The organism is Acinetobacter sp. TTH0-4 (genome assembly GCF_015602665.1).
Taxonomy (GTDB): Bacteria; Pseudomonadota; Gammaproteobacteria; order Pseudomonadales; family Moraxellaceae; genus Acinetobacter; species Acinetobacter albensis.
The window spans coordinates 990,599-1,015,329 of record NZ_CP059079.1; the positions used below are offsets into that span (position 1 = coordinate 990,599).

The window sequence follows — 24,731 nt, forward strand, 5'->3', positions numbered from 1 at the left end:
AATGTTTATTAGTTTTGAAGGCACAGAAGGTGTTGGTAAAACCACGCTGATTGGTAAAATTTATCATTATTTACAACAACAAGGCCAAGACGTTGTACTGACACGTGAACCTGGCGGAACGCCTATGGCAGAGCATATCCGTTCACTTTTATTGTCTGTTAATCCTGACGAAATGATGACCAATGACACCGAACTGTTGTTGATGTATGCGGCACGTGCACAACATTTACAGCAAGTCATTAAGCCTGCATTAGAGGCAGGTAAAACAGTACTATGTGATCGTTTTGTTGATGCAAGTTTTGCTTATCAATGTGCAGGACGTGGTTTAAGCGCAAAAAAATTGAATTTATTGAATCAAAACTTTGTGTCTTACTTGCCCCATATTACTTTTTGGCTCGATGCACCGACCGAAATAGGCATGTCACGTGCGCGCGAACGCGGTGACTTAGATCGTTTTGAACAAGAAAAAGCTATTTTTTTTGAGAAAGTACGCGCAGGTTATCAATCACTTTTCGAAAGAGAGGGTAACCGAATTAAGCGTTTGGATGCGACACAAACACCTGAACACGTTTTTGAGCAAGCTTTAAGCTACTTAAAATGATTTTGTGTCTTATTCTATTTTTTTCTAAGTGCAATAAATATTAAAAATATCAGTGTTTAATGTACATTATTTTCTTATATTTAAAATAATCATGGATGATTAAATGAAAAGTACCAAGGCAGAGATTATTACTTTCCTACAAGCCGAATTTCCGCAAAGTCTTGAAAAGTGTGAGATAGAAAATTTAACTGAAAAAGGCGCATCTATTATTTATTATGTAGGTGCTGAAGATTTAAGACCAGGCGGAACAGTATCAGGTCCCACCATGATGACTGCTGCCGATTATGCACTGTATATTGCCATCTTGGGCGAGATAGGCATAGTTGCTTTGGCTGTTACCACTAATTTGTCGATTAATTTTTTAAAGAAGCCAGCAGCAGAGCAAAATATTCGTGCAGTTTGTCAATTAATGAAAGTGGGTAAAGCATTAATTGTTGGCGATGTGTGGCTATATTCTATTGGTTCGGACCAAGCTATAGCACATGTTGTCGGCACGTACTCTATTCCTGCTAAAACGTAAAAATATAATTTTAATTTAAAAAACCGAACATTATGTTCGGTTTTTTAAATCTATGCTGAGGTTTAAAAGTACACAAAATAAAAAATTAAGGATTAACCAAAGGCGTTTCTACTTCAAAATGAGGCGGCACCAATACGGTTTTACGCAATTCTTCGGAGAGTTCTGGGTAATCCAAAGTAAAATGCAAACCGCGTGATTCTTTACGTTCCATCGCACAGCGTACAATCATCTCCGACACCAAAACAAGATTACGCAGTTCAATCAAGTTTTTACTGACTTGATAATCATTATAGTACTCGTTAATTTCTCGTTTCAGCATTTCGATACGATGTAGCGCCCGTTCCAAGCGTTTAGTCGTTCTTACAATTCCCACGTAATTCCACATGGTCTGACGTAACTCATCCCAGTTTTGTAAAATGACTACATCTTCATCGGGATTCATTACTTGTGAATCATCCCATGCTGGTGCATCAACAATAACGTAATTTCTATCAAATTGGCTTTCAATGTGTTTGGCAGCACTCATACCGTAAACAAAACATTCTAAAAGTGAGTTACTTGCCATTCGGTTAGCACCATGTAGCCCAGTGTAGGCTGTCTCACCAATTGCATATAGTCCAGCCAGATCGGTTTGACTATGTTCATCTACCATCACTCCACCACAGGTATAATGTGCAGCGGGAACCACAGGAATCATTTCTTTGGTAATATCAATGCCCAGTTCTAGCAAGCGTTGGTAGAGCGTAGGAAAATGTTCTTTCACAAATTCAGCAGGCTTGTGAGTAATATCTAGCCAAACATGACGTATTCCTAAACGTTTAATTTCATAATCAATAGCCCGTGCCACAATATCACGTGGCGCAAGTTCTGCACGTTCATCAAAACGAAGCATAAAGCGCTCACCATCAGGCAGGCGTAAATAAGCACCTTCACCACGCATCGCTTCAGTAATTAAAAATGAACGGGCTTGGGGGTGGTAAAGACAGGTCGGATGGAATTGATTGAATTCCATATTGGCCACACGGCAACCAGCCCGATATGCCATGGCAATTCCATCACCCGTCGCAATGTCAGGGTTAGAGGTATATAAATAGGCTTTCATCGCCCCGCCACAAGCCAAAGCAGTAGAGGGTGCTAAAAAGGTGTGTACTGTTTCAGTCTTTTCATCTAAAGCATATAAACCCAAATTACGATTCGGTGTTGTCGCTAATCCTAGTTTTTGCGAAGTAATTAAATCAATTGCAATATAATTTTCAAAAATTGTAAGATTTGATTTTTCTTGAGCACGTTGAACTAAAGTGGTTGAGATGGCGCGGCCTGTCGCATCTGCTGCATGTATAATACGGCGTTGTGAGTGACCGCCTTCACGAGTTAAATGAAGTTGTTCTTGTTCATCTAGCGTGAATTGCACTCCATGTTCTAACAAGAAATTAACTGAAGGTTTTCCACCTTCCACCGTTTGTCTGACTGCCTCTATTTCACACAAATGTGCACCCGCAATCATGGTGTCATCAATATGCTGTTCTATCGAATCAGTTTCATCAAGAACAGCTGCTACACCACCTTGTGCATAAAACGTACTTGCATCTGTTAAAGTCGATTTTGCCAAAACTGCGATGTTGAAGTGATCAGGTAGCGATAACGCTAGGCTTAAACCTGCACCGCCACTTCCCACAATGATCACATCAAAATGATGCGTTGTGTTTAAATTAGACATGTCCATCAGCTAATTTCAAAAAAGTTTGGTAATGACACCGCTTTTTTGATCAAAAAACAAGAGCTAATATGCTTATACATGATCAGAAAAAGCAATAAGGTCAGAAGATTTAAGAAATTTTATTTATATTCTAGCGTAAACATCATCAACATTTTATTACCCAAAACAAACAAAATTTATGCTAAAAACGGGTTACCTACACATATCTATAATGAAATGGAATGAATGCTGATATGAAAAATAGCTATTTAACCAAAGGGGTATTCGCTACTGTATTTACATTGGCGAGTATACAAACTTATGCAGCATCTCCCGTTGATTTTTCGAATTTGGTTGCACAAGTCAGTCCTGCGGTAGTGAGTGTCAATGTTGTAAAAAAAATGACACAAGAAGAATTATTACAGCAGCAAGTTCCAGAAATTTTACGTCGTTTCTTTGGTAATCAAGTGATTATTCCTCAGCAACAAGCACCACAAGAAAAAACGGGCTACGGTAGTGCTTTTTTTATTAGTAAAGATGGTTATTTGCTGACCAATCACCATGTGGTTGAAGATGCTTCTAAAGTGACTATTATGTTGAACGATCGCCGTGAAATTGATGCCACAGTGGTGGGTAGTGATGAACGTACAGATGTCGCCTTACTCAAAGTGAATGGTTCAAACTTTCCAGAGTTAAAAACTGGAAATGTTGATCAGCTAAGAGTGGGAGAGCCGGTACTTGCGATCGGCTCGCCGTTTGGATTTGATTATTCTGCATCAGCAGGTATTGTCAGTGCAAAAATGCGGAATATGATGGGGGAAACCTCCGTGCCTTTTATTCAAACCGATGTTGCTTTAAATCCAGGTAATTCAGGCGGCCCTTTATTTAACCAGCGTGGTGAAGTGGTGGGGGTGAACTCGCGGATTTTTAGTGGAACAGGTGGCTATATGGGCTTGTCATTTTCTATTCCGATTGATGTTGCCATGGATGTTGCTGATCAGTTGAAAAAGAATGGTAAAGTCACCCGTTCTTATTTGGGAGTCATGCTTCAAGATATTGACCGTAACTTGGCAGAGTCTTATCGTTTGGACAAACCAGAAGGCGCTTTGGTGACTGAGGTTGCACCTAATTCACCAGCTGCGAAAGCGGGGCTTCAAACAGGTGATGTTATTTTAAAATATAACGGTTCTGCTATTTCAAGAACATCTGATTTACTGAATTACCTCAATCGAACTTCGCCAAATCAGGTGATACAACTTCAAATACTACGTGATGATAAAACCCGTAATATTTCAGCGACTTTAACTCTTGCACCAGATGATACTCCTGCGAAAGTGGAACAAAACGCGAAAAATAATGGACCAGTATTAGGCGTGAGTATTCGTAACTTAACGGCCGCTGAGCAATCGCAGTTAGAGGTTAAGGGCGGAATATTCATTCAAGAAGTAAAACGAGAAGGGATTGCTGCACAAGCACGAATTACTGCGGGTGATGTAATTACTCAGGTGAATAATAAAGTCATTTTAAATAGTGTTGATTTTGTGAAAGCGGCTTCTGAATTGAAAAAAGGAACGGTCGCGCGAGTGTCTATTATTCGTCAGGGACAACGCGCAATTGTAGGTATGCGTATTGAGTAAAAATTAATCTTGAATAAAAAACCACTCTGAAAATGAGTGGTTTTTTTATGATTGACCGAAATATAGGTGAGAGGATGATTTTACTCTCGTATTAAATTCCTTAAACTGCGGATGATTGAGTCATTTTTAGAAATAAGAGATAAATAAACAATGAGTACAGTTTTTGATTTACAAATCACTGTTCAATCCTGTCATATAGACAGTTTGGGTCATGTCAATAATGTCATCTATATGCAGTGGATGTAGAATGTCGCAACAGCACATATTGAAATCCTAGGTTTAGGACTAAAAGAATATCTTGAGTTAAAACATGCCATGGTGGCTGTTGAACATCATGTGCATTATCGTAAAGCAGCATTTGAAGGCGAAAAAATTATTTTACGTACATGGTTAAATGATTTGAATGCGCTTTATTCTTTCCGCCAATACGTTTTTTATCGTTCTGAGGATCAGGCTATTGTATTTACAGGTAATACGAAATGGGCCTGTGTCGAAATTGCAACAGGTCGTCCAAAACGAATGTCACCTACATTTAGTCAAGCCTATCAGCCTATTACAGAACAGTTAAATCCTTTAGATTTTTCGAATTTATATACAATGGTTGTTGAACAATAAATGGTCGAAGCGGAGCTTGTTCATTTTAATTAAGCAATTTAAAAGCAAAGTTTTGTAGAAGAATCGGACTATTTTTAAAAGCTCACTGTATTTTTGACCATGTACTGCTTATACTGTGCAACATCTTTGGAATATCCTTTTTTGCACGTCATAAACACTGTTTATATTCAGGTAAGTGATTGTGTATTTTGATTTAGAGTAGTTTATGGCAGTTGCTAAAAAGTCAGTCAATATCAATAATATACGGAATTTTTCGATTATTGCGCATATTGACCACGGTAAGTCGACACTTGCAGATCGATTTATTCAAACCTGTGGTGGTCTTCAAGCCCGAGAAATGCAAGCTCAAGTGCTCGACTCTATGGATATTGAGCGTGAGCGTGGTATTACCATTAAAGCGGCTTCGGTCACGCTATATTATACCCATCCCAATGGTGAAGAATATCAATTAAATTTTATTGATACGCCTGGGCACGTCGACTTTTCTTATGAAGTATCACGTTCATTGGCTGCCTGTGAAGGTGCTTTGTTGGTCGTTGATGCAGCACAAGGGGTCGAAGCACAGTCCGTTGCAAACTGCTATACCGCTCTTGAGCAGGGTTTAGAAGTTCTTCCAGTATTAAATAAAATTGATTTACCTCAAGCTGAGCCTGAACGTGTCATTCAAGAAATTGAAGATATTATTGGGATTGAAGCAACTGAAGCGCCGACCTGTTCAGCAAAAACTGGCTTGGGTGTTGAAGGGGTTTTAGAAACGCTGGTTAATGTGATTCCGCCACCTGTAGGCGATCGTAATGCGCCTTTACAAGCCTTAATTGTTGATTCATGGTTTGATAATTATCTAGGTGTTGTTTCTCTGGTTCGTGTTAAAGAAGGTCGTATCCGTAAGGGCGACAAAATGTTGGTGAAATCAACAGGTCAAACACACATTGTTACATCAGTGGGTATTTTTAATCCGAAACACTTTGAAACAGGTGAGTTAGAAGCAGGCGAAGTTGGATTTGTGATTGCAGGAATTAAAGACATTTTTGGTGCACCCGTTGGTGATACCATCACATTGTCTAGCACGCCTGATGTTGCTGTTTTGCCCGGTTTTAAAAAGGTCAAACCGCAGGTGTATGCAGGGTTATTTCCCATTGATGCCAGTGATTTTGAGCCGTTCCGTGAAGCTTTACATAAACTACAAATCAATGATTCCGCGTTATTCTTTGAACCTGAAAGTTCTGATGCACTTGGTTTTGGGTTCCGCTGTGGCTTCTTAGGCATGCTACACATGGAAATTGTACAAGAACGCTTAGAGCGTGAGTATGATTTAGACCTGATCAGCTCCGCACCAACGGTTATTTATGAATCATTGATGAAAAATGGTGAAATACGTTATATCGACAGTCCATCAAAAATGCCTGATGGTTCTACTGTTGAAGATTTACGTGAGCCCATTGCTGAATGTCATATTCTTGTTCCGCAAGAATATTTGGGTAATGTCATGACCCTGTGTGTAGAGCGTCGTGGTGTTCAAAAAGAGATGAAATTCTTAGGTAAACAAGTGTCGTTGACTTTTGAAATTCCGATGGCAGAAGTCGTCATGGACTTTTTTGACCGTTTAAAGTCTTGCTCACGTGGTTTTGCTTCACTCGATTATAATTTTGTCCGTTTTGAAAGCTCATCTTTAGTCAAAGTCGATGTACTGATTAACGGTGATAAAGTAGATGCTTTGGCGATGATCTGTCATCGTAATGACGCACGTCATCGTGGTATTGCGCTTGTGGAAAAAATGAAAGAATTAATTCCACGTCAAATGTTTGATGTTGCCATTCAAGCTGCTATTGGCGCACAAATTATTGCGCGTTCTACTGTAAAAGCAATGCGTAAAAACGTATTGGCTAAATGTTATGGTGGTGACGTTTCACGTAAGAAAAAACTGTTATCTAAGCAAAAAGAAGGTAAGAAACGCATGAAACAAGTGGGAAGTGTTGAAATTCCACAAGAAGCGTTCCTTGCTGTATTAAAAGTAGAAAGATAATAAAGTTGAGGATATAAACCCATGGATTTTGATTTTAATTTAATCCTTGTACCCGCCACACTCATTTTCTTTTTGGTGTGGTTATTGGATAAGTTTGTGTTTAAACAAAGACAGACTCGTGGCAAGGGCAATGAAAACTTCATTATTACATGGGCTTATGACTTTTGGCCTGTATTGGCTGTGGTATTGATTCTCCGTTCGTTTTTATATGAACCCTTTAATATTCCATCTGATTCAATGGTGCCGACACTAGAAACTGGCGATTTTATTTTGGTGAATAAATACCAATATGGTGTACGTCTACCTGTTGTAAATAAAAAAATAATAGATGTTGGTGAACCAGAGCGTGGTGATGTAATTGTATTCCGTTATCCACCGCAACCGACCATTAGTTATATTAAACGTGTGGTCGGTTTGCCAGGTGATCATATTGTTTATGATCATGGCCAATTGACGATCAATGGCAATAAAGTTGCTAAAGTTCCCGTTGAGTTTAGTCGTGAAAAAGATATTTTAGATACGCCAACATCAATTTACCATCAAGAAACATTAGGTAAACATACCTTCAAAATGCGTGAGTTAGAAGGTGTAAATGTGGCACGCCAAGCCCCATTTATCAATTATGTTGAAAATGGTAAATATTCGGTTGAAAATGGTTTATATTGGGAAGTTAAAGTACCTCAAGGTCATTACTTTGCGATGGGAGATAATCGTGATCAGAGTGCTGACAGTCGTTTTTGGGGCTTTGTACCAGAAGAGAATTTAACAGGACGTGCATTCTTTATTTGGATGCACAAAGAACCTGGATTTAAATTACCATCATTTGCTCGTAATGGTAAAATTGATTAAGCATCATTGGAAAATAAAAAATGCATAAAAATGAAAAAGGTGCATCATATATTGGAATATTAATTGCAATTGTCGGTTTTGCTTTTTTAGCAAAAATTGCAATTGCAGTATGGGGTCCATATTGGGATGATAGAGTGATTAATGGACAGATTGAAGAATTAGTGAAAAGTAGTCCAGCTAACGTTGATCCTGCCAAATTTGCAAGTCAGATGAGTCAACGTTTAGACATGAACAATGTGCGTGATATTAAGTTTGATGAAATTGCGCAAGTGACGAATATTGATGGTCTACAAGTGAAAAAAGATTATGAGATAAGAAAACCATTCTTACTCAATATAGATTTAGTGTTAAATTTCGAGAAAAGTTTTGATCAAAGGTCAGTCCAAACTAAGTGATATGCGCTTAGTCAGCCGTATCGGTTATCAGTTCAAGCAGCCTGAATTATTAAAGCTTGCATTGACACATCGATCGGTAAGTCACAAATCTAATTATGAGCGTTTGGAGTTTTTAGGCGATTCATTATTAGGGATGATCATTGCCCATTATTTGTATGAAACCTACCCACATGAAAATGAAGGGCGTTTAACACGTATGCGTGCCACATTGGTTCGCCAAGAAGCATTAGGCAAAATTGCAAACGATCTAAAACTGAGCCCTTGTTTAATTTTAAGCACGGGCGAGTTAAAGTCGGGAGGACATCATCGAGAGTCTATTCTTGCTGATACTGTAGAAGCCATTATTGGTGCTATTTATGTGGATTGCAGTGACTTAAATATCTTGCAAGATATTGTACTGAAATGGTACACCCCATATTTAGACCATATTGAACCTACAGACCAACTTAAAGATCCTAAATCACGTCTGCAAGAATATTTACAAGCACGTAAAAAACCTCTCCCTATTTACGATGTCGTGGATATTCAAGGTGATGCTCCGAATCAGCATTTCAAAGTGGAATGTATTATCGAAGGATTGCCAGTGGTCTATGGTGAAGGTTCTAGTCGCCGCTTTGCTGAACAAGCAGTTGCAGCGGATATTTTAAAACAATTGGAGTAGTCGTTTAAATGACCACACATTCTGATCACACTGATGCTGATCACGAGCCGCAAAATAACGGTAATGAATTAATTAATGATTTTTTTAGTTCGCAAGGAACCACGATTCCTTCCGATTTTAAAAGTGGATTTGTCGCGATTGTAGGTCGTCCAAATGTGGGCAAATCTACCTTGATGAACCATATTTTAGGACAAAAACTTTCGATTACTTCTCGTAAGCCACAAACGACTCGTCATAAAATTGTTGGGATTGATACGCGTGAAAAATCTCAGGCTGTATTTGTTGATACACCAGGGATGCATAAAAAAGAAGTCCGTGCCATCAATAAAATGATGAACCGTGCAGCAAGTTCGGCATTGCGTGATGTCAACTTAGTATTGTTTGTTCTGGATGCTGATAAATGGACTCAAAATGATGAGCTCGTTTTGGAAAAACTGAAGAATGCTGAAATGCCAGTGATTCTGGTCATCAATAAAATTGATACCCTTGAAAATAAAAACCATGCATTACCTTTGATTCAAGAACGTTCTAAATTAATGAATTTTGCAGAAGTTGTTCCTGTTTCTGCACTTCGTGGTGCAAATCTTGAACATTTACGTGACACGATTGAGCAATATTTACCATTTCAACCACCCCTTTATGCTTTAGATCAAATTACGGATCGTTCAGAACGTTTCTTGGCTTCAGAAGTGATTCGTGAAAAAATTATGCGTCAACTCGGTGAAGAGCTGCCTTATGATTTAACGGTGCAAATTGAATCATTTAAGACTGAAGAGGCGACAGTGAATGAAAAAACAGGTCGTCCAAAACCCGCGTGTACTTATATTGATGCCACTATTTTCGTTGATCGCCAAGGCCAAAAAGCCATTGTGATTGGTGAAAAAGGGGCCAAACTGAAAAAAATTGGTATGGATGCCCGTGCTGATATGGAAAAAATGTTCGAACAAAAGATCATGCTGACCCTGTGGGTGAAAGTTAAAGGTGGATGGTCTGATGATGAACGTGCTTTAAAAAGCTTAGGGTATAGTGATATCTAAGCATTTTAATTTAAGTCACTCTTTTATAGGAATGGTAATGATGAAAGTATTAGCTATTGTGGCATGTGTTCTATTCTTGCAAGGCTGTATTCATAAACTTGTTACTGTTCCTGTAAAAGTGGCTTATAAAACCACCAAAGGTGTCGTAAAAGGAACTGCAGCTGTCGTAGGTGCAGTGATTCCCGATGGGGATGATGAAGATGAAGCAGACTCTAAAAAAAATAAAGATTAGACACCGAATTTCATGCGAAATGAAGTATTGCATGGTTATTTAATCCATCATCGTAAATACCGTGAACGTAGCCATATTGTGCATTTATTTACACAAGAGCATGGTCGTGTCGATGGTATTTTAAGACAAACGCCACCACCGCAATATCAGCCGATATGTTTGCAGGCATCTGGTAAATCGGAACTTAAAAATTTTACCAAGGTAGAAATTGTCAATCAGCCTGTTTTTTTCTTTGGAGATGCTTTTTTTTCTGGTTTCTATCTCAATGAAATTATTCTTCGCTTATGCCCCATTGAAGTCGAAATGCCAGAAACTTTTGTGCAATATCATCATACTTTGCAACAGTTACAGCAATTGACTCAACAAACAAATTCGAATGTTTTTTTAAGACAGATTTTACGTCAGTTTGAACATGCACTTTTGGAAGAATTGGGTTATGCCCTTGATTTTACCCAAGACGCACAGCAACAACAGATTTTAGAAAAACAAAATTATTTATTCCAACTGAATGATGGATTTATTGCGACAGCACAACAATCACGCTCAACCTTATCAGGACAGAATATTCTCTCCATGCGTGAGTATGAAAAGGGTAGGGATTTTAATCCTGAACAGTTACAATTATTGGCACAACTTTACCGACAGATGATCACTTCATTGTTGGGAGACCGACCGCTTAAAAGCCGTCAATTGTGGATTCAAAATACTCAATCTCAATCATAATTGGTAGGACATTCTTATGGCTGCATTGCTTGGTGTAAATATTGACCATGTAGCGACATTGCGACAAGCGCGTGGAACGACTTATCCAGATCCAGTCAATGCTGCATTGATGTGTGAACAAGCGGGTGCTGAAGGGATTACCTTGCATTTACGTGAAGACCGTCGCCATATTCAGGATGATGATGTACGACGTATGCGTCCTTTACTGAAAACGCATATGAATTTAGAAATGGCAGTTACACCTGAAATGGTCGAATTTGCCAAAGAAATAAAACCGCAACATGTATGTTTAGTGCCAGAAAAACGTCAGGAAGTGACGACTGAAGGTGGACTTGATGTTTTAGGTCATTTCGACGAGGTCAAAGCAGCGACACAAGCCTTAACAGCCATTGGTTGTGATGTGTCTTTGTTTATTGATGCCGATATTGCACAAATCGATGCTGCACTTGCTTGCGGTGCACCCACGATTGAATTGCATACAGGTGCTTATGCTGATGCAGAAACTACCGAAGCGCAACAATATGAATTGGAGCGTATTGTAAAAGGTGCTGAATATGCCGCAGCCAAAGGCCTAGTGGTCAATGCAGGGCATGGTCTAAACCTTGAAAATGTCACACCAATTGCTCAAATTCCACAAATCCATGAGCTTAATATTGGTCATTCGATTATTGCTGATGCTGTATTTGTCGGCTTAGCCCAAGCGGTTCAACAAATGAAAGCTGTTATTAAAGCAGCAAGATAAGTTTAGAATGATGTCCTCAATAAATTATAACGATCTCATGAAACCCGTTTTGGGTTTTTTGGGATGTGAAACACCGAAAGCTTGGTTAGATGAAGCTATGAATAACCTTGAGTTACTCATGCAAGATCATGCCAATTGTGAAAAAAAAGCAGCAGGTACAGCCATGAACCTGATGTTTCGCTACACTTTTTTTACCGATTTACAGGTTAAATTGGCACAATTAGTGCGCGAAGAAATGCTGCATTATGAACAAGTGCTTGAATTAATGACCAAGCGTGGGCAGGAATGGCAATCGATTAGTGCTGGTCGTTATGCGGGAGGCATGCGTAAAGAGGTACGAACGTATGAGCCTGAAGCTTTAATCGACATTATGATTATTGGGGCATTTGTAGAAGCGCGTTCCTGTGAACGATTCTATGCACTTGCACCACTTGTAGATGAAGACTTGGGTAAATATTATCGTTATCTTCTGAAATCTGAATCTCGCCATTTTGAGGATTATTTAGCCTTAGCATTAGATGTTGCTCAAACGTCAAAGTTAAAAAACCCTAAAGAAGATATTCAGCAGCGTATTGCACACTTTCGTGAAGTTGAAAAAAATCTGATTTTAAGCCCAGATCATCTATTTCGCTTTCATAGCGGCGTGCCAAGTCAAGCGGCTTAATCTCTCGTTCTTCAAAAAATCCTCTATTTGTATAGGGGATTTTTTATGACTCTTAATTTTTAAATATAAAAAACAAAAATGCCAACCTAAATGGATTAAATTGGCATCGCTAGATCAGTTTGGTTTTTTAATTTGCTGTAAATTAAGCTTCGATAGTTTGCACGGCAATTTTTTTCGCAGGATCGGCTTTGCGACGTACCGCTGGAACAGGCTCGCCATAATATTGACGGTCTGCAAAATAGCTTGAACGCACCATTGGTGCAGCCCAGATATTTTTGAAACCGAGCTTTTGACCGTGTGCGGTATAGCGTTCAAACTCTTCAGGGGTTACAAAACGGTCAAGTGGTGCATGTTGTTTAGACGGTTGTAAATACTGACCGATGGTGATGTAGTCCACATCATGTGCACGTAGATCGTCTAGGAGCGCCAATACTTCTTCTTCAGTTTCACCTAAACCAACCATCAAACCACATTTTGTCGGAACATCAGGACAGTATTCTTTAAACATTTTAAGTAAGTCTAATGAATGCTGATAATCAGAACCTGGACGCATCGCTTTATATAAACGCGGTACGGTTTCAATATTATGGTTAAACACATCAGGTGGACATTCCGTCATGATACGTAAAGCCACATCCATACGACCACGGAAATCTGGAACCAAAATTTCAAGCAAAGTTTTTGGACTTAAATCACGTGCTTCTTTAATACAATCGACAAAGTGCTGAGCCCCACCATCGCGAAGATCATCACGGTCAACCGATGTAATCACAGCATATTTTAAACCCAGATTTGAAATGGTTTCCGCCATGTGACGTGGTTCATCTGGATCTAACGCATTCGGGCGACCATGTGCAACATCACAGAACGGACAACGACGTGTACAAATATCACCCATGATCATAAAGGTTGCCGTACCGCCACCAAAACATTCAGGTAAGTTCGGACATGCAGCTTCTTCACAAACGGTATGTAATTTTTGAGCACGTAAAGTTGTTTTAATGCGTTGAACTTCTTCAGGAGCTGCCATTTTCACCCGAATCCAATCAGGCTTACGTGGGGTTTCAACCGTAGGTATCACTTTTACAGGTATACGAGCGACCTTTTCTGCGCCACGAAGTTTGACACCCTGTTCAGGTTTACGGTTTTCAGACATATTCAACTTTCCACTGTTTTAGACGGGGGAGATGCTAAAAGAAGCTTTTTTATTATAACGAACTTGAGTCTAAATAGGGCGAAAAGGGTATTCATTTAATAAATGTAGTCATCAGATAATATAGGACAGGTAAATACAGCAAATTGCGATTAATTACGTCATAATATGCAGAAGATAAACAGAATATTGAAAAGAGGAGCGTTGAATGCCACGTAAAAAAGAGGTCGTTAACGGAACTTTCGTTAAATATGACGCGGTCGTTCTCGGTTCAGGCCCTGCAGGTGAAGGCGCGGCAATGAAGCTGGCGAAAGCAGGTAAGCGTGTTGCAATAGTGGATATGCGTGAGCAGTTAGGTGGTAACTGTGCACATGTAGGAACAATTCCAAGTAAAGCATTGCGTCAGACCGTATCTAGCATTATTCGTTATCAACGTGACCCGATGTTTCAGAAAGTGGGGGATTGGAAACAATTCACCATGAAACAAGTGCTACGTAATGCACATAAAGTCATTCAACAACAAGTGGATACGCATTCACGTTTTTATGATCGAAATAAGATTGATATTTATCATGGACGTGCTTATATCCAAGATAAAAATACAGCGTTAATTTTTACTGATGATGGCATCAAAGAAAGTATTATCTTCAAACAATTAGTGATTGCAACAGGTAGTCGTCCATATCGTCCAACGATATTGGATTTCAATCATCCATGTGTTTTTGATTCGGATAAAATTTTAGATTTGGATTTTCCGATTCAAAAAATCATTATTTATGGTGCTGGGGTGATTGGCTGTGAATATGCTTCCATCTTTATTGGATTAGGTCATAAAGTCGATCTCATTAATACTCAGCATAAATTGCTCAGTTATTTGGATGATGAAATTTCAGATGCTTTGTCTTATCACTTACGTGAACAAGGTGTCTTGATTCGCCACAATGAACAAATTGATCATTTGGAAACCTTTGATGATCATGTCGTGATGCATTTGCTGAGTGGCAAGAAAATTAAAGCAGATGCTATTTTATGGTGTAATGGACGTTCAGGTAATACTGATGGCTTAGGTTTGGAAAATGTTGGCATTACCCCGAATAGTCGTGGTCAAATTACTGTTAACGATCAGTATCAAACTGAAGTCGAAAATATTTATGCTGCTGGAGATGTAATTGGTTGGCCATCTTTAGCTTCTGCTGCCTATGACCAAGGTCGTTGTGCAGGCGCGAATATGAGCGGTGAAGAAAATGTTGCACCTGTTACTGATATTCCAACGGGAATTTATACCATTCCAGAAATTTCATCGATTGGTAAAAATGAACAACAATTGACTGAGGAAAAAATTCCTTATGAAGTTGGACAAGCTTCTTTCCGTCATCTTGCCCGTGCGCAAATTACGGGTGATACCGTCGGTGAGCTGAAAATTTTATTCCATCGTGATACTTTGGAAGTTCTAGGTGTGCATTGCTTTGGTAATAATGCAGCGGAAATTATTCATATTGGTCAAGCAGTCATGAATAGTCCAAACAATACTATTAAGTACTTTGTTGAAACTACGTTTAACTATCCAACCATGGCCGAAGCGTATCGTGTCGCGACTTTGAACGGTATGAATCGTTTGTTCTAATTTTAATTTAAGTCTTGTGTTGAGTACCCGTAAGTTTGAATGCTTGCGGGTTTTTTGTTGTTCGCGCATTGGAAATCGATACATCATCAATTTAGTCATGAAATCAGCCAAATCAATCCTGTATAAATATAATTTGGATGTAATATGAATGAAATTTTGAAGATTTCTTTCGTTGATTATTTTTCTTTATAAATTTAAAAAGCTTACCTATCTATGATGGGAGAAAATCATTTTTTGTCAGAAAATTGAAATACAGTAAATGAGAAAAATGAAAAATATTGGAATTGATTGTGAAGATTTTATGATTAGAATAATAAAAATTTTAGAGATTTTTTAAAGAAAGCGATACATTGATCGATCAAATGTTGAAAGGGTAATGTATCACTTGATCCTGTTTTAGAACGGTCTTCCACCAGCCAGACTAATACGTTTGAGTAAACGTCTTTGATCACTTGGAAATGGACGACGTGAGTGTAGAGTGGCTTGATTATCCCAAAAAATGATATCACCTTGTTCCCATTGATGTTCATAGCGGAATTCTGGTTTTAAAATATGTTCACGTAATTTTTCAATGAGTTCACTACCAATCTGATCATCTTCATTTACAAGCTCTACTTCGCTATGCGTATTCAGCCACAATGCTTTACGGCCACTTTCAGGATGTGTTCTCACCAGTGGATGTGGATAAGCATGCCCAATAATAGGCTGATCTTTAAAGCGATATTTCGGGGAAGTACCATAACCACCCTCCTTTGGAGTACCTTTGTTGTTTTGGAAGCGTACGAATGGGTTATAGGTAATGAGCTGTAACTGATTAATATACTGTTTGGTATTATCGTCTAAAGCTTCATAGGCTTTAATGGTATTAAACCAAGCAGTCTGTCCACCATTTTGTGGTAATTCTATGGCATATAACAATGAACCAAAAGAAGGAAGTGGTGTCCATTGGTGATCTGCATGTGGGGTAAGTTCACCATGACCTGTATAGTCGCCTTTACCTACCGCATTGGATACGGGAACAACATCAGGCGGTGTGCCGGAATCTTCTTGTGTGGCCAATACGGGATTATCTGCACTTGGACGGAAAATTGAGCCAAAATAACTGGCAAAAGCCAAATATTGCAGGTCGTCTAAACTTTGGTTTTTAAAGACCAGAATTAAATGTTCAGCCAATGCCTGCTTTAAGCGATAAATTGTTTCTCCAGACTGTGCTTTTTTTGCATCTAATCCAAAAACTGCAGCACCTAAGGCTTCATCTTTTAAAGGAACAATCGTAATTTCAGTCGGGTTTTGAAATTGTTCAGCTTGATGCCAACGTGGTGCGTCATGAATGGCTTGTGAAAGTTGGGTTAAGCTGGTCATGGTAATTTCTCTAGTTTGTTTAATATCAAATCAATCTAGAAAAAAATACCGCTTAATAGAAATCACAAGAATTGCTAAGCTTATGAAAAGGCAGAAAAAAGTTAATAAATGTTTGATTTATTAACTTTTATTTAATCTTGGAAATTAAAGTCAAATCACTGCTGGAAAATGTCAAAGAATTGACAATTAATGTGCACAGAAGGCTTGATTGAAGTATTCAAACAGTTGCGGTGTTTGTAACCACAGTAGAATTGCTAAACTGAATAATCCAATCATCATCACAACCAGTATAATTTTTAAACCCAATTGAGTGTTAATCATGAATGACAGCCTTCTCATTGACGAAGAAATGTACCAGTACACCGACCACACTTAATACTATTGAAACGATCCATACTAAATTGTAGTTGCCCGTCATGTCATGGTTGACACCACCGAGCCATCCACCAAAAAATGAACCGACTTGATGAGTAAAAAATATAATGCCACTGAGCATGGATAGGTATTTAACTCCAAACATGTTGGCCACAATACCATTGGTTAATGGCACAGTAGAGAGCCACAATAAACCCATAATGATGCCAAATGTATAAATTGTCCATGTGCTTAATGGAAGGGCTAAAAAGCCTATAATGACTATTCCACGTAAACCATATAATCCCATCAGAAGTTTGGGTTTGGAATATTTACCGCCTAACCAACCTGCAGTATATGTTCCGACAATATTGAATAATCCTACTAAAGCCAGAAAAATAGTTCCTGTCGTTGCACTAAATCCATGATCAATCAGATAACCGGGTAAATGGATACCAATAAAGACCACTTGAAATCCACAGACTATAAAGCCTAAGCCTAAAAACCAAAAGGGCTGATGATTTTTCGCAATGACTAAGATTTGTTTAAAACCTAAGGATGGTTTTGTCACTTGACCGATAATATTTGGTGCAACATACATTGGGGCTTTAAGCATCCATGCCAATGGCACAATGAGAGCCACTAAAATTGCACTCACGACCAAGGCCGCTGACCAACCAAAATTTTGTAAGAGTAGAAGGGTAGAAGGCAGCATAATGAATTGCCCAAAGGACCCTGCTGCGCTGGCAATTCCCATGGCAAGACTACGTTTTTCAGGATGCGCTGCCCGTCCTACCGCAGATAATAAAATTGGAAAAGAGGTGGCAGATAAAGCCAAGCCTAAAATTAAACCGACACTTAAATTTAACAGTAACCCTGTAGAACTAAAGGCCATAAGCAACAAGCCGATGCAATAGAGTGCACCACCTACTGCGACCACTATTTTACTACCATATTTATCTGCGAAAGCACCCGTAATAGGTTGAACAGCTCCCCAGACTAGATTTTGCATAGCAATCGCGAGGCTGAAAACATTATGCCCCCAGCCGAATTCACTACTCATAGGGACAAGATAAAGACCAAATGCATGCCGAATACCTAAAGATAAACCCAAAATGAGCGCACTTCCAATTAACATATAAATCAGAGGTTTAGAAAAACGTGTGTCCGACATATTTTTAGCCATAAACTTATTTTAATATCAGGATATTATTCCTTTTTGAAGGGTGATGCGATGAAATAAAATTTAAACAAAAGATAAAATTAAGTTATAGAACAGAGAATTAAAATAAAAAAGACGACATAAAGTCGTCTTCTTTAGCATTTTGATTTAGAAGCGCATCCCTACACCTGCATAAGCCAGAACAGGATTAATCTCAATATCGGCTGTTGAGCGAATCAATTCACCCAGTTTTGCATCACTGACTGTGATAGTGGTTTCATTTTTTAAATGTGCGTAGGACAAAGAGCCTACAGCAAACCATTTGTCATTAAAGTCGTAAGTAAAACCTACAGTGGCAATAGGTGCAATAGCATCAGTTGCTTCTAAATCGACTTGGGGGTTGGCTTTGCTTGGCGTACGTTCTAAAGCCGCGCCTGCATTACCTTCTTTAATATTCGCAATCATATGACCTGCTGCAATTAAATCTTGTTCTGTACGTGGATTAATTTCAAGTTCATTAAAATAAGCATACATCACACCCAAACCAACATAAGGCCGGAATTTATTTACACCTGTTTTGCCAAAATGATATTGGAACTCAAAAGCTGGCGTCCAAGCACGAGCTGATGCCGCAGGCCCATAGGCTTCTAAATCGGTAATTAAAAGATCGTTTTTAAGGTCAATATTCAGAAATTTTAAATCAAGATCACCAATTTGCGGGGTAGCAATCGCGGAAAAAGGTGCATAAATTTTTCCTTTACCTTGTAAATCTACTTTCGGTGGAATTCCACCCTTAATTTCGAATGAAACATGATCGGTGAAAAAGTAATTCGATATAATCCCCAATGTGGTCACGTCATCGGCTTCAAGACCAGTTCCTTGTGCTTCCCAACTTTCTAAACCACTAATTTTTGAATTGCCACTAAGGCCTGCGGGTAAGTTACCACCCGTGAAAAAACCTACAAATTCTAAGGCTGCGGCAAGTCCTGCCTGATCAACATCTGGATTGAGGTTATTTAATACGGTATCAACTTTAATATCACCGTTTTTAGCAACTTCACCATTTTTAACTGCGGTACTAATTTGAAATGGCTGAGCTTTACCTTGAGGCATGACATGTAATGCACCTACCGATACAGAAAAGCGTTTAAAACCATCACCATCTTTTAAACTAAAATAAGGTGATTCGGCATAGCTGATTGCAGGTACGGCAGCAAGTGATGAAATAAGACAAAGTAACGATTTTTTCATTCGAGGGGACTCCATGTCCATTTACGTTTATACATTTTTTTTCTTTGACAATGCGGATTGTATAGTTGTATTTAAAACAAAATGTACTAAAAATTATAAAACTAGTTGTCTTCATGTAAAAAAATAGGCTAATTTGTTTTAATTAAGTAGGTGTGTTTTATTCTATAAAATTATTTAATTTCAGTAACTTATGGTTTTTTATTTAGATTTTGATTAATTTTTATGCGATATTATGATTCTTTTTTTAACATATTTTTATCGTGTACTTGTTATTAAACGGGAAGTGGTTTTTTAAATTTGCAATGGCGAAATAAATATTTTAAATCGTTCAATATTTTTTTGAAGAATCTAATCTCGCACTTAAACTCATTTTTTCGTACAATACCCTCTATAAATTATTGAGTGAATCATATGAGCACCCAAAATACTCCCAAGAAGAAAGCATTAGTCAATTTGCCATTTCCGATACAAAAAGAAACTGAGCAGAACCTTGATGAAATCTTGGATGACGTTCGTCCACGTCCACAGCGTTATGCTGATCGTACATGGATGCCACCTCGTGGTACTCGGCGTTCATTTGGTAAGCGTTAAGCGTCAAATAAAAAAACCATGGAGATTCATGGTTTTTTTATGTTTAATCATCGCTTAGCTGATTAAGATTCAGTGAGTGTTGTTGTGTGTTTTGTATACTTTAAATAGTAATTTTTCTTTTCACGATACATCACTGTATCTGCACGTTTCAGCATATCTTTCATCGTTTCTCCATTTTGCAGAGTGGCATAACCAATCGATAAAAGAATGGGTTGATTTGCATAAAACTGATTATCAACTGATAAAAGTTCTTCTAGGCTTTGTACGCAATTCTGTAATGCTGCCTCATCTGCTCCTGGTAAAAGAATCACAAATTCATCACCTCCAATACGACAAGCAGAATAAAGCGTCTGTTGAACCAGTTGATTGAGTACATTACCTATCCGCTGTAATAAGTTATCGCCTGCATCATGGCCCAAACTATCATTTACTTCCTTTAAGCTATTCATATCCATAAAAATACAAGAAACAGGAGAAAGCCTGTTGCGTTGTAAACGATTGATTTCACCATTGTAAAAAGAACGGTTGTAGAGTTTGGTTAAAACATCATGTTTACCTAAATATTCAAGATACTTCTCTGCTTTTTTACGTGCGGTAATGTCGGTCAGGGCAACTTGAACCATGCCCCAATTGTCTAGGTAATCTGGAAATACACTAAATTGTAAAACAACATGACGAATACTGCCATCGAGTGCGTAATTCACTGCTTCACGCTGATGATGAATATTGCCATTCCAAAGTTCAATTAATTGCTCTCGAAAGGTTTGAAACATTTCTTGCGCAAACACTTTATGAATATTTTTAAGTAAAGTTTGTTTATTGGGTGCGCCAAATAAATTTAGCGTAGCCTGATTGACATCAAGGATCAGAATATCTTTGATGCAATCATTCACAAAATCATTATGCACATCTAAAAATGTACTGAAATCTTCAATACCTAAGGCGCGAAGTTCATCTAATTTAATTTTAATTCGACTAAAATCTTCTACCCACAGAGAAGTCGGTGAGTAAATAAAACGCGCTTCGGCCAAATGGCGGCTTTTTTCTTCAAGACGACACGCTTCGGTATAAGCCGTAATATCTTCCGTGGTAATTAGAACCAAGGATAGATCATGCTCATGTTGTGGCAGGACTACACCCTTAAGCTGGATATCTATACGCTGACCGGTTAGGGTATAGTTGACAGCAGGATGTGAAAATTGAGTTTCACCTTTCCATAAACTGACCAATTCTTTAATATGCGTTCCAGACATATCTTCTTTGAAAACCAAATGAAGGTTTTCATTCAATGCCTCAAAGTTTTCAGCTTGATACAGTTCCAGTGTTTTTGAATTGACACGTAATAATTTAATTTTTCTGGCACATGCTAAAATTCGAGACTCATCTTCTCGTAAAAATGTTGATAAATCTTGAATTCCTTGTTCACGCCAAAGATCAAATTGTTTTTTTACTTCACTATAATCTTCAAGCCACATTGCCACGGGAGAGAGTTCAAAAAAAGGCGAATCCAACATTTCCATTCACGAGCTCATCATATTTTTATTCATCTAGTCTTGTAGTATAAATTGATAAAAATATTTTTGAAATAATATGCTTTTTAAATTATGGCTCACGATGAATAGATTTATTGCTTATTTTTGAGCTGGAAATAAAAAAAGCCAATTTATATTGGCTTTTTTGAAAGGTTCAAATAGATTTTAACGGATCTGTTTGCGTGCTTTGTTTTCAGGCTTAGGTGGTGGAATTTCCCGTTCGCCTTGCCAAACATCCATAAAATCCTTTTCATTAATATTATAGAGTTCAAGCAAAGCTAAAATCACACCACCAAACAGCATTGAGCCTTCAGCATTATTTTGCCAGTCAAAAATTTTACCATTCAATACATGTAAAATATCGGAAATTTCAAAAATACGATCTCGTCCATTACTGTCTGTCGGGTAGATTTGAGTATTTAAAATAATTCGCGCAGCACTTTTTTCACTTTCTGATAAATCTAATTGCGTAATGATCTCTTCATCACGTGTCGAGAAAATGACTTCATCGTTGAAGACCGTTCTTAGAAAATGACGGGTCAATTTGGGTAATGCTTTTTCGACAAAAGGACGAAATGAATGGGGTAAAATCACATTTTGTGAAATACCTTTAAACATGGGAGCAATTTCTTCAGTGGTATAACCTGCAATACCACAGCCAACTGAAGTCACGAAGTAGGTCATTTTCTGATGGTTTTTGGTATATATTTTAAAGTCATCAATATAATGCTGAATTTGAGACAAAGGCATTTGCTGTAAATGTTCATTCATTGTCGGAATGGCATAACTTTGCCCAGACCAGCCACGGCCCACACCTTGCATAGCACCAAAATATTGTAACGCAGTCGATGCTGCACCCCCTCCATGTTGTCCTGCCAGATTGCTACCAAAAACAAAGACCGTGTCTTCAGGTAAGCTTTTGATAATATTTTCATCGTGATAGAGATATGACATGTGAGCACTACATCGTGATGGCATTTCATTCATGTTGCAATCGAAATAGTCTAGGGTCAAGTGAAAGATCAGCTTTTTTGAAATTGAAATCAATCATCTGGAATTAGAAATGCATGATCTTGTATTTATAGATATCAAATCGTATTTAAGAATTTAGTATGCATAACTGGATAGGGAAGTCGTAGTGCTTCATCACTAAGAATATAGTTTAAATACATAAATATAGAACTGTTCATATTGTATGTTGGCGTTTAGCCCTCATACTATGAAGGTTATGTCGTTGAAGATGATGGATACTATGCAGGATACTCCGCAACCTTTTGAATTAGTCACCAGCTATCAACCCGCAGGTGATCAGCCACAAGCCATCGAAAAATTAGTCAGTGGCATAAAAAAAGGTTATCACGACCAGTTATTGTTAGGGGTAACAGGTTCGGGTAAAACCTATACCATGGCCAATGTGATTTCACAGCTACAACGTCCAACCATTGTGATGGCGCATAATAAAACCTTGGCGGCACAGTTGTATGGCGAATTTAAATCCTTTTTTCCCAACAATGCGGTTGAATATTTCGTCAGTTATTATGACTATTATCAACCCGAAGCGTATGTTCCATCTTCAGATACCTTTATTGAAAAAGATTCAGCTATCAATGATCACATTGACCAGATGCGTCTTTCTGCAACACGTTCATTATTAGAACGCCGTGATGCCATTATTGTAGCCTCGGTTTCTGCAATTTACGGTTTAGGTGATCCGAATGCTTATATGAGTATGCTGTTGCATATTGTCCAAGGTGACCGAATTAGTCGTGATGACTTGATTCGTCGTTTGGTTGAAATGCAATATAGTCGCAATGAACTCGAGTTTTTACGCGGTACGTATCGTATACGCGGTGAAATTATGGATATTTTTCCTGCCGAATCGGATCAAAATGCCATTCGTATTGAACTGTTTGATGAGGAAGTGGATTCTATTCGTTGGTTTGATCCTTTAACGGGCAAAATGGTACGTAAAGTTCCGCGAGTGACGATTTACCCAAAAAGTCATTTCGTTACACCAAAAGATAACTTGCAGCGTGCCATAGGCACTATTCGTGAGGAGCTCAAAGATCGTTTGGCTTTTTTTAAACAACATGACAAATTATTGGAAGCACAACGAATTGAGCAACGCACCCGTTACGATTTAGAAATGATGCAACAGTTGGGTTATACCAACGGAATTGAAAACTACTCAAGACATTTATCCGGTCGTCCATCGGGTGAAGCGCCACCGACATTATTTGATTATATTCCTGATGATGCTCTACTGATTATTGATGAGTCACATGTGACTGTTCCGCAAATTGGTGCAATGTACAAAGGTGACCGTTCACGTAAAGAAAACTTAGTGAATTATGGGTTTCGTTTGCCTAGTGCGCTAGATAACCGTCCAATGCAGTTTGAAGAATGGGAACGTATTGTACCGACCACGATTTATGTCAGTGCAACACCTGCCAAATATGAGTTGGAAAAATCGGAACAAATAGCCGAGCAGGTGGTTCGTCCTACAGGTTTGATTGATCCTGAAATTGAAGTTCGTCCAGTCTTAACGCAAGTCGATGATGTACTTTCGGAAATTAATCTGCGTAAAGATTTAGATGAGCGTGTTTTAGTGACCACTTTGACGAAACGTATGGCAGAAGATTTAACCTCTTATTTAAAAGAATATGGGGTGAAAGTCGCTTATTTGCACTCAGACATTGATACAGTTGAGCGTGTCAAAATTATTCATGAATTACGTTCTGGTGTGCATGATGTGCTCGTGGGTATTAATTTATTACGTGAAGGGCTGGATATGCCAGAAGTATCTTTGGTGGCTATTCTTGATGCCGATAAAGAAGGATTTTTGCGTTCGGAGCGTTCACTCATTCAAACAATAGGTCGAGCTGCACGTAATGTGAAAGGAAAAGCGATTTTATATGCTGACCGAATTACAGATTCCATGCGAAAAGCAATTGATGAAACCGACCGTCGTCGTAATAAGCAAATCGAGTTTAATACATTACATGGCATTATACCTCGCAGTACGAAACGTCAAAATAATAAAGATATTGATACTGGTGAAGTACTAACGGACGATCAAATTGACGAAAATATTTCAAGTCAGGCGCGCGCGTTAAGTGCGGATGAACGACATATTTTGGCCGATCCGAAATTGCTGGCTAAACACATGTCAAAACTGGAAAAGGAGATGTTAAAAGCATCTAAAGAATTACAGTTTGAACAGGCTGCCAGATTACGTGATGAGATTGTTCGCTTAAAAGCCCAAATGTTGAGTTAGAGTATGATTTTATTGTGAAATTATTACATA

23 protein-coding genes and 1 pseudogene are annotated in these 24,731 nt (G+C 38.3%); 16 read left to right on the forward strand and 8 right to left on the reverse strand.

The window, feature by feature from the left end; translation table 11 throughout:
* The first annotated feature begins 1 nt into the window (after nucleotide 1).
* Both tmk and H0S58_RS04570 read left to right on the forward strand, forming a co-directional pair.
* Nucleotides 2–601: a dTMP kinase gene (tmk, locus tag H0S58_RS04565; RefSeq protein WP_195727283.1), complete on the forward strand. Its 600-nt coding sequence runs from the start codon at nucleotides 2–4 to the stop codon at nucleotides 599–601.
* A gap of 103 nt (nucleotides 602–704) precedes the next feature.
* Nucleotides 705–1,121: a PaaI family thioesterase gene (locus H0S58_RS04570; protein ID WP_195727284.1), complete on the forward strand. Its 417-nt coding sequence runs from the start codon at nucleotides 705–707 to the stop codon at nucleotides 1,119–1,121.
* Nucleotides 1,122–1,206: 85 nt separating this feature from the next.
* Here the strand turns inward: H0S58_RS04570 and nadB are convergent, their stop codons facing one another.
* Nucleotides 1,207–2,844, reverse strand: coding sequence for an L-aspartate oxidase (gene nadB / locus H0S58_RS04575; RefSeq protein WP_195727285.1), 1,638 nt, complete (start codon nucleotides 2,842–2,844; stop codon nucleotides 1,207–1,209).
* A gap of 227 nt (nucleotides 2,845–3,071) precedes the next feature.
* Here nadB and H0S58_RS04580 point away from each other — a divergent pair, with 227 nt between their 5' ends.
* The 11 genes and pseudogenes from H0S58_RS04580 (at nucleotide 3,072) to H0S58_RS04630 (ending at nucleotide 12,395) form a co-directional block, all read left to right on the forward strand.
* Entirely contained in the window at nucleotides 3,072–4,454 is a 1,383-nt protein-coding gene (locus tag H0S58_RS04580; RefSeq protein WP_195727558.1) for a Do family serine endopeptidase, read from the forward strand.
* Nucleotides 4,455–4,604: 150 nt separating this feature from the next.
* Nucleotides 4,605–5,069: pseudogene (locus H0S58_RS04585) on the forward strand (acyl-CoA thioesterase).
* A 205-nt stretch (nucleotides 5,070–5,274) separates the two neighbouring features.
* Entirely contained in the window at nucleotides 5,275–7,092 is a 1,818-nt protein-coding gene (lepA, locus tag H0S58_RS04590) for a translation elongation factor 4 (protein WP_053578290.1), read from the forward strand.
* Between the two features lie 21 nt (nucleotides 7,093–7,113).
* A complete protein-coding gene (gene lepB, locus H0S58_RS04595) occupies nucleotides 7,114–7,941 on the forward strand; it encodes a signal peptidase I (RefSeq protein ID WP_053578289.1) in 828 nt (275 codons plus the stop codon).
* Between the two features lie 20 nt (nucleotides 7,942–7,961).
* Nucleotides 7,962–8,336: a DUF4845 domain-containing protein gene (locus H0S58_RS04600; protein ID WP_193891314.1), complete on the forward strand. Its 375-nt coding sequence runs from the start codon at nucleotides 7,962–7,964 to the stop codon at nucleotides 8,334–8,336.
* The gene (gene rnc, locus H0S58_RS04605; protein ID WP_053578287.1) at nucleotides 8,308–8,997 is read left to right on the forward strand and encodes a ribonuclease III; all 690 of its coding nucleotides are present in this window, start codon (nucleotides 8,308–8,310) and stop codon (nucleotides 8,995–8,997) included. The genes H0S58_RS04600 and rnc overlap by 29 nt, the downstream gene beginning before the upstream one ends.
* An 8-nt stretch (nucleotides 8,998–9,005) precedes the next feature.
* Complete coding sequence (gene era, locus H0S58_RS04610; protein ID WP_092719819.1) at nucleotides 9,006–10,034, forward strand: GTPase Era; 1,029 nt, start codon at nucleotides 9,006–9,008, stop codon at nucleotides 10,032–10,034.
* Between the two features lie 37 nt (nucleotides 10,035–10,071).
* Nucleotides 10,072–10,266 carry an NF038104 family lipoprotein gene (locus tag H0S58_RS04615; RefSeq protein WP_053578285.1) on the forward strand — a complete coding sequence of 65 codons (195 nt, stop codon included), beginning with the start codon at nucleotides 10,072–10,074 and terminating at the stop codon, nucleotides 10,264–10,266.
* Between the two features lie 12 nt (nucleotides 10,267–10,278).
* A complete protein-coding gene (recO, locus tag H0S58_RS04620; protein WP_092719816.1) occupies nucleotides 10,279–10,989 on the forward strand; it encodes a DNA repair protein RecO in 711 nt (236 codons plus the stop codon).
* A 16-nt stretch (nucleotides 10,990–11,005) separates the two neighbouring features.
* Nucleotides 11,006–11,731, forward strand: a complete 726-nt coding sequence (gene pdxJ, locus H0S58_RS04625; RefSeq protein ID WP_195727286.1) for a pyridoxine 5'-phosphate synthase — start codon at nucleotides 11,006–11,008, stop codon at nucleotides 11,729–11,731.
* Nucleotides 11,732–11,741: 10 nt separating this feature from the next.
* Nucleotides 11,742–12,395, forward strand: a complete 654-nt coding sequence (locus tag H0S58_RS04630) for a tRNA-(ms[2]io[6]A)-hydroxylase (protein WP_053578282.1) — start codon at nucleotides 11,742–11,744, stop codon at nucleotides 12,393–12,395.
* Nucleotides 12,396–12,537: 142 nt separating this feature from the next.
* On the opposite strand, the gene lipA is transcribed toward H0S58_RS04630, so the two are convergent.
* Nucleotides 12,538–13,551 carry a lipoyl synthase gene (gene lipA, locus H0S58_RS04635; protein WP_053578281.1) on the reverse strand — a complete coding sequence of 338 codons (1,014 nt, stop codon included), beginning with the start codon at nucleotides 13,549–13,551 and terminating at the stop codon, nucleotides 12,538–12,540.
* Between the two features lie 205 nt (nucleotides 13,552–13,756).
* Here lipA and sthA point away from each other — a divergent pair, with 205 nt between their 5' ends.
* Complete coding sequence (gene sthA / locus H0S58_RS04640) at nucleotides 13,757–15,172, forward strand: Si-specific NAD(P)(+) transhydrogenase (RefSeq protein WP_053578280.1); 1,416 nt, start codon at nucleotides 13,757–13,759, stop codon at nucleotides 15,170–15,172.
* Between the two features lie 396 nt (nucleotides 15,173–15,568).
* Here sthA and H0S58_RS04645 read toward each other — a convergent pair whose 3' ends face one another.
* The 4 genes from H0S58_RS04645 to H0S58_RS04655 all read right to left on the reverse strand — a co-directional run bounded on the left by H0S58_RS04645 (nucleotide 15,569) and on the right by H0S58_RS04655 (nucleotide 19,301).
* Nucleotides 15,569–16,534, reverse strand: a complete 966-nt coding sequence (locus tag H0S58_RS04645) for a TauD/TfdA dioxygenase family protein (RefSeq protein WP_195727287.1) — start codon at nucleotides 16,532–16,534, stop codon at nucleotides 15,569–15,571.
* Nucleotides 16,535–16,720: 186 nt separating this feature from the next.
* Entirely contained in the window at nucleotides 16,721–16,855 is a 135-nt protein-coding gene (locus H0S58_RS13885) for a hypothetical protein (RefSeq protein ID WP_264822572.1), read from the reverse strand.
* Nucleotides 16,848–18,062: an MFS transporter gene (locus H0S58_RS04650; RefSeq protein WP_195727288.1), complete on the reverse strand. Its 1,215-nt coding sequence runs from the start codon at nucleotides 18,060–18,062 to the stop codon at nucleotides 16,848–16,850. Before H0S58_RS04650 ends, H0S58_RS13885 begins: the two co-directional genes overlap by 8 nt.
* Before the next feature lie 156 nt (nucleotides 18,063–18,218).
* Nucleotides 18,219–19,301: an OmpW/AlkL family protein gene (locus H0S58_RS04655; RefSeq protein ID WP_195727289.1), complete on the reverse strand. Its 1,083-nt coding sequence runs from the start codon at nucleotides 19,299–19,301 to the stop codon at nucleotides 18,219–18,221.
* 411 nt (nucleotides 19,302–19,712) lie between these two features.
* Between H0S58_RS04655 and H0S58_RS04660 the strand changes: the two genes are divergently transcribed.
* Nucleotides 19,713–19,892, forward strand: coding sequence for a hypothetical protein (locus tag H0S58_RS04660; protein ID WP_053578277.1), 180 nt, complete (start codon nucleotides 19,713–19,715; stop codon nucleotides 19,890–19,892).
* 62 nt (nucleotides 19,893–19,954) lie between these two features.
* On the opposite strand, the gene H0S58_RS04665 is transcribed toward H0S58_RS04660, so the two are convergent.
* Both H0S58_RS04665 and H0S58_RS04670 read right to left on the reverse strand, forming a co-directional pair.
* Nucleotides 19,955–21,412: a sensor domain-containing diguanylate cyclase gene (locus H0S58_RS04665; protein WP_195727290.1), complete on the reverse strand. Its 1,458-nt coding sequence runs from the start codon at nucleotides 21,410–21,412 to the stop codon at nucleotides 19,955–19,957.
* Between the two features lie 177 nt (nucleotides 21,413–21,589).
* Nucleotides 21,590–22,378 carry a hypothetical protein gene (locus H0S58_RS04670; protein ID WP_195727291.1) on the reverse strand — a complete coding sequence of 263 codons (789 nt, stop codon included), beginning with the start codon at nucleotides 22,376–22,378 and terminating at the stop codon, nucleotides 21,590–21,592.
* A 298-nt stretch (nucleotides 22,379–22,676) separates the two neighbouring features.
* Here H0S58_RS04670 and uvrB point away from each other — a divergent pair, with 298 nt between their 5' ends.
* Nucleotides 22,677–24,701, forward strand: coding sequence for an excinuclease ABC subunit UvrB (gene uvrB / locus H0S58_RS04675; protein WP_053578275.1), 2,025 nt, complete (start codon nucleotides 22,677–22,679; stop codon nucleotides 24,699–24,701).
* The last annotated feature ends 30 nt before the right edge of the window (nucleotides 24,702–24,731 follow it).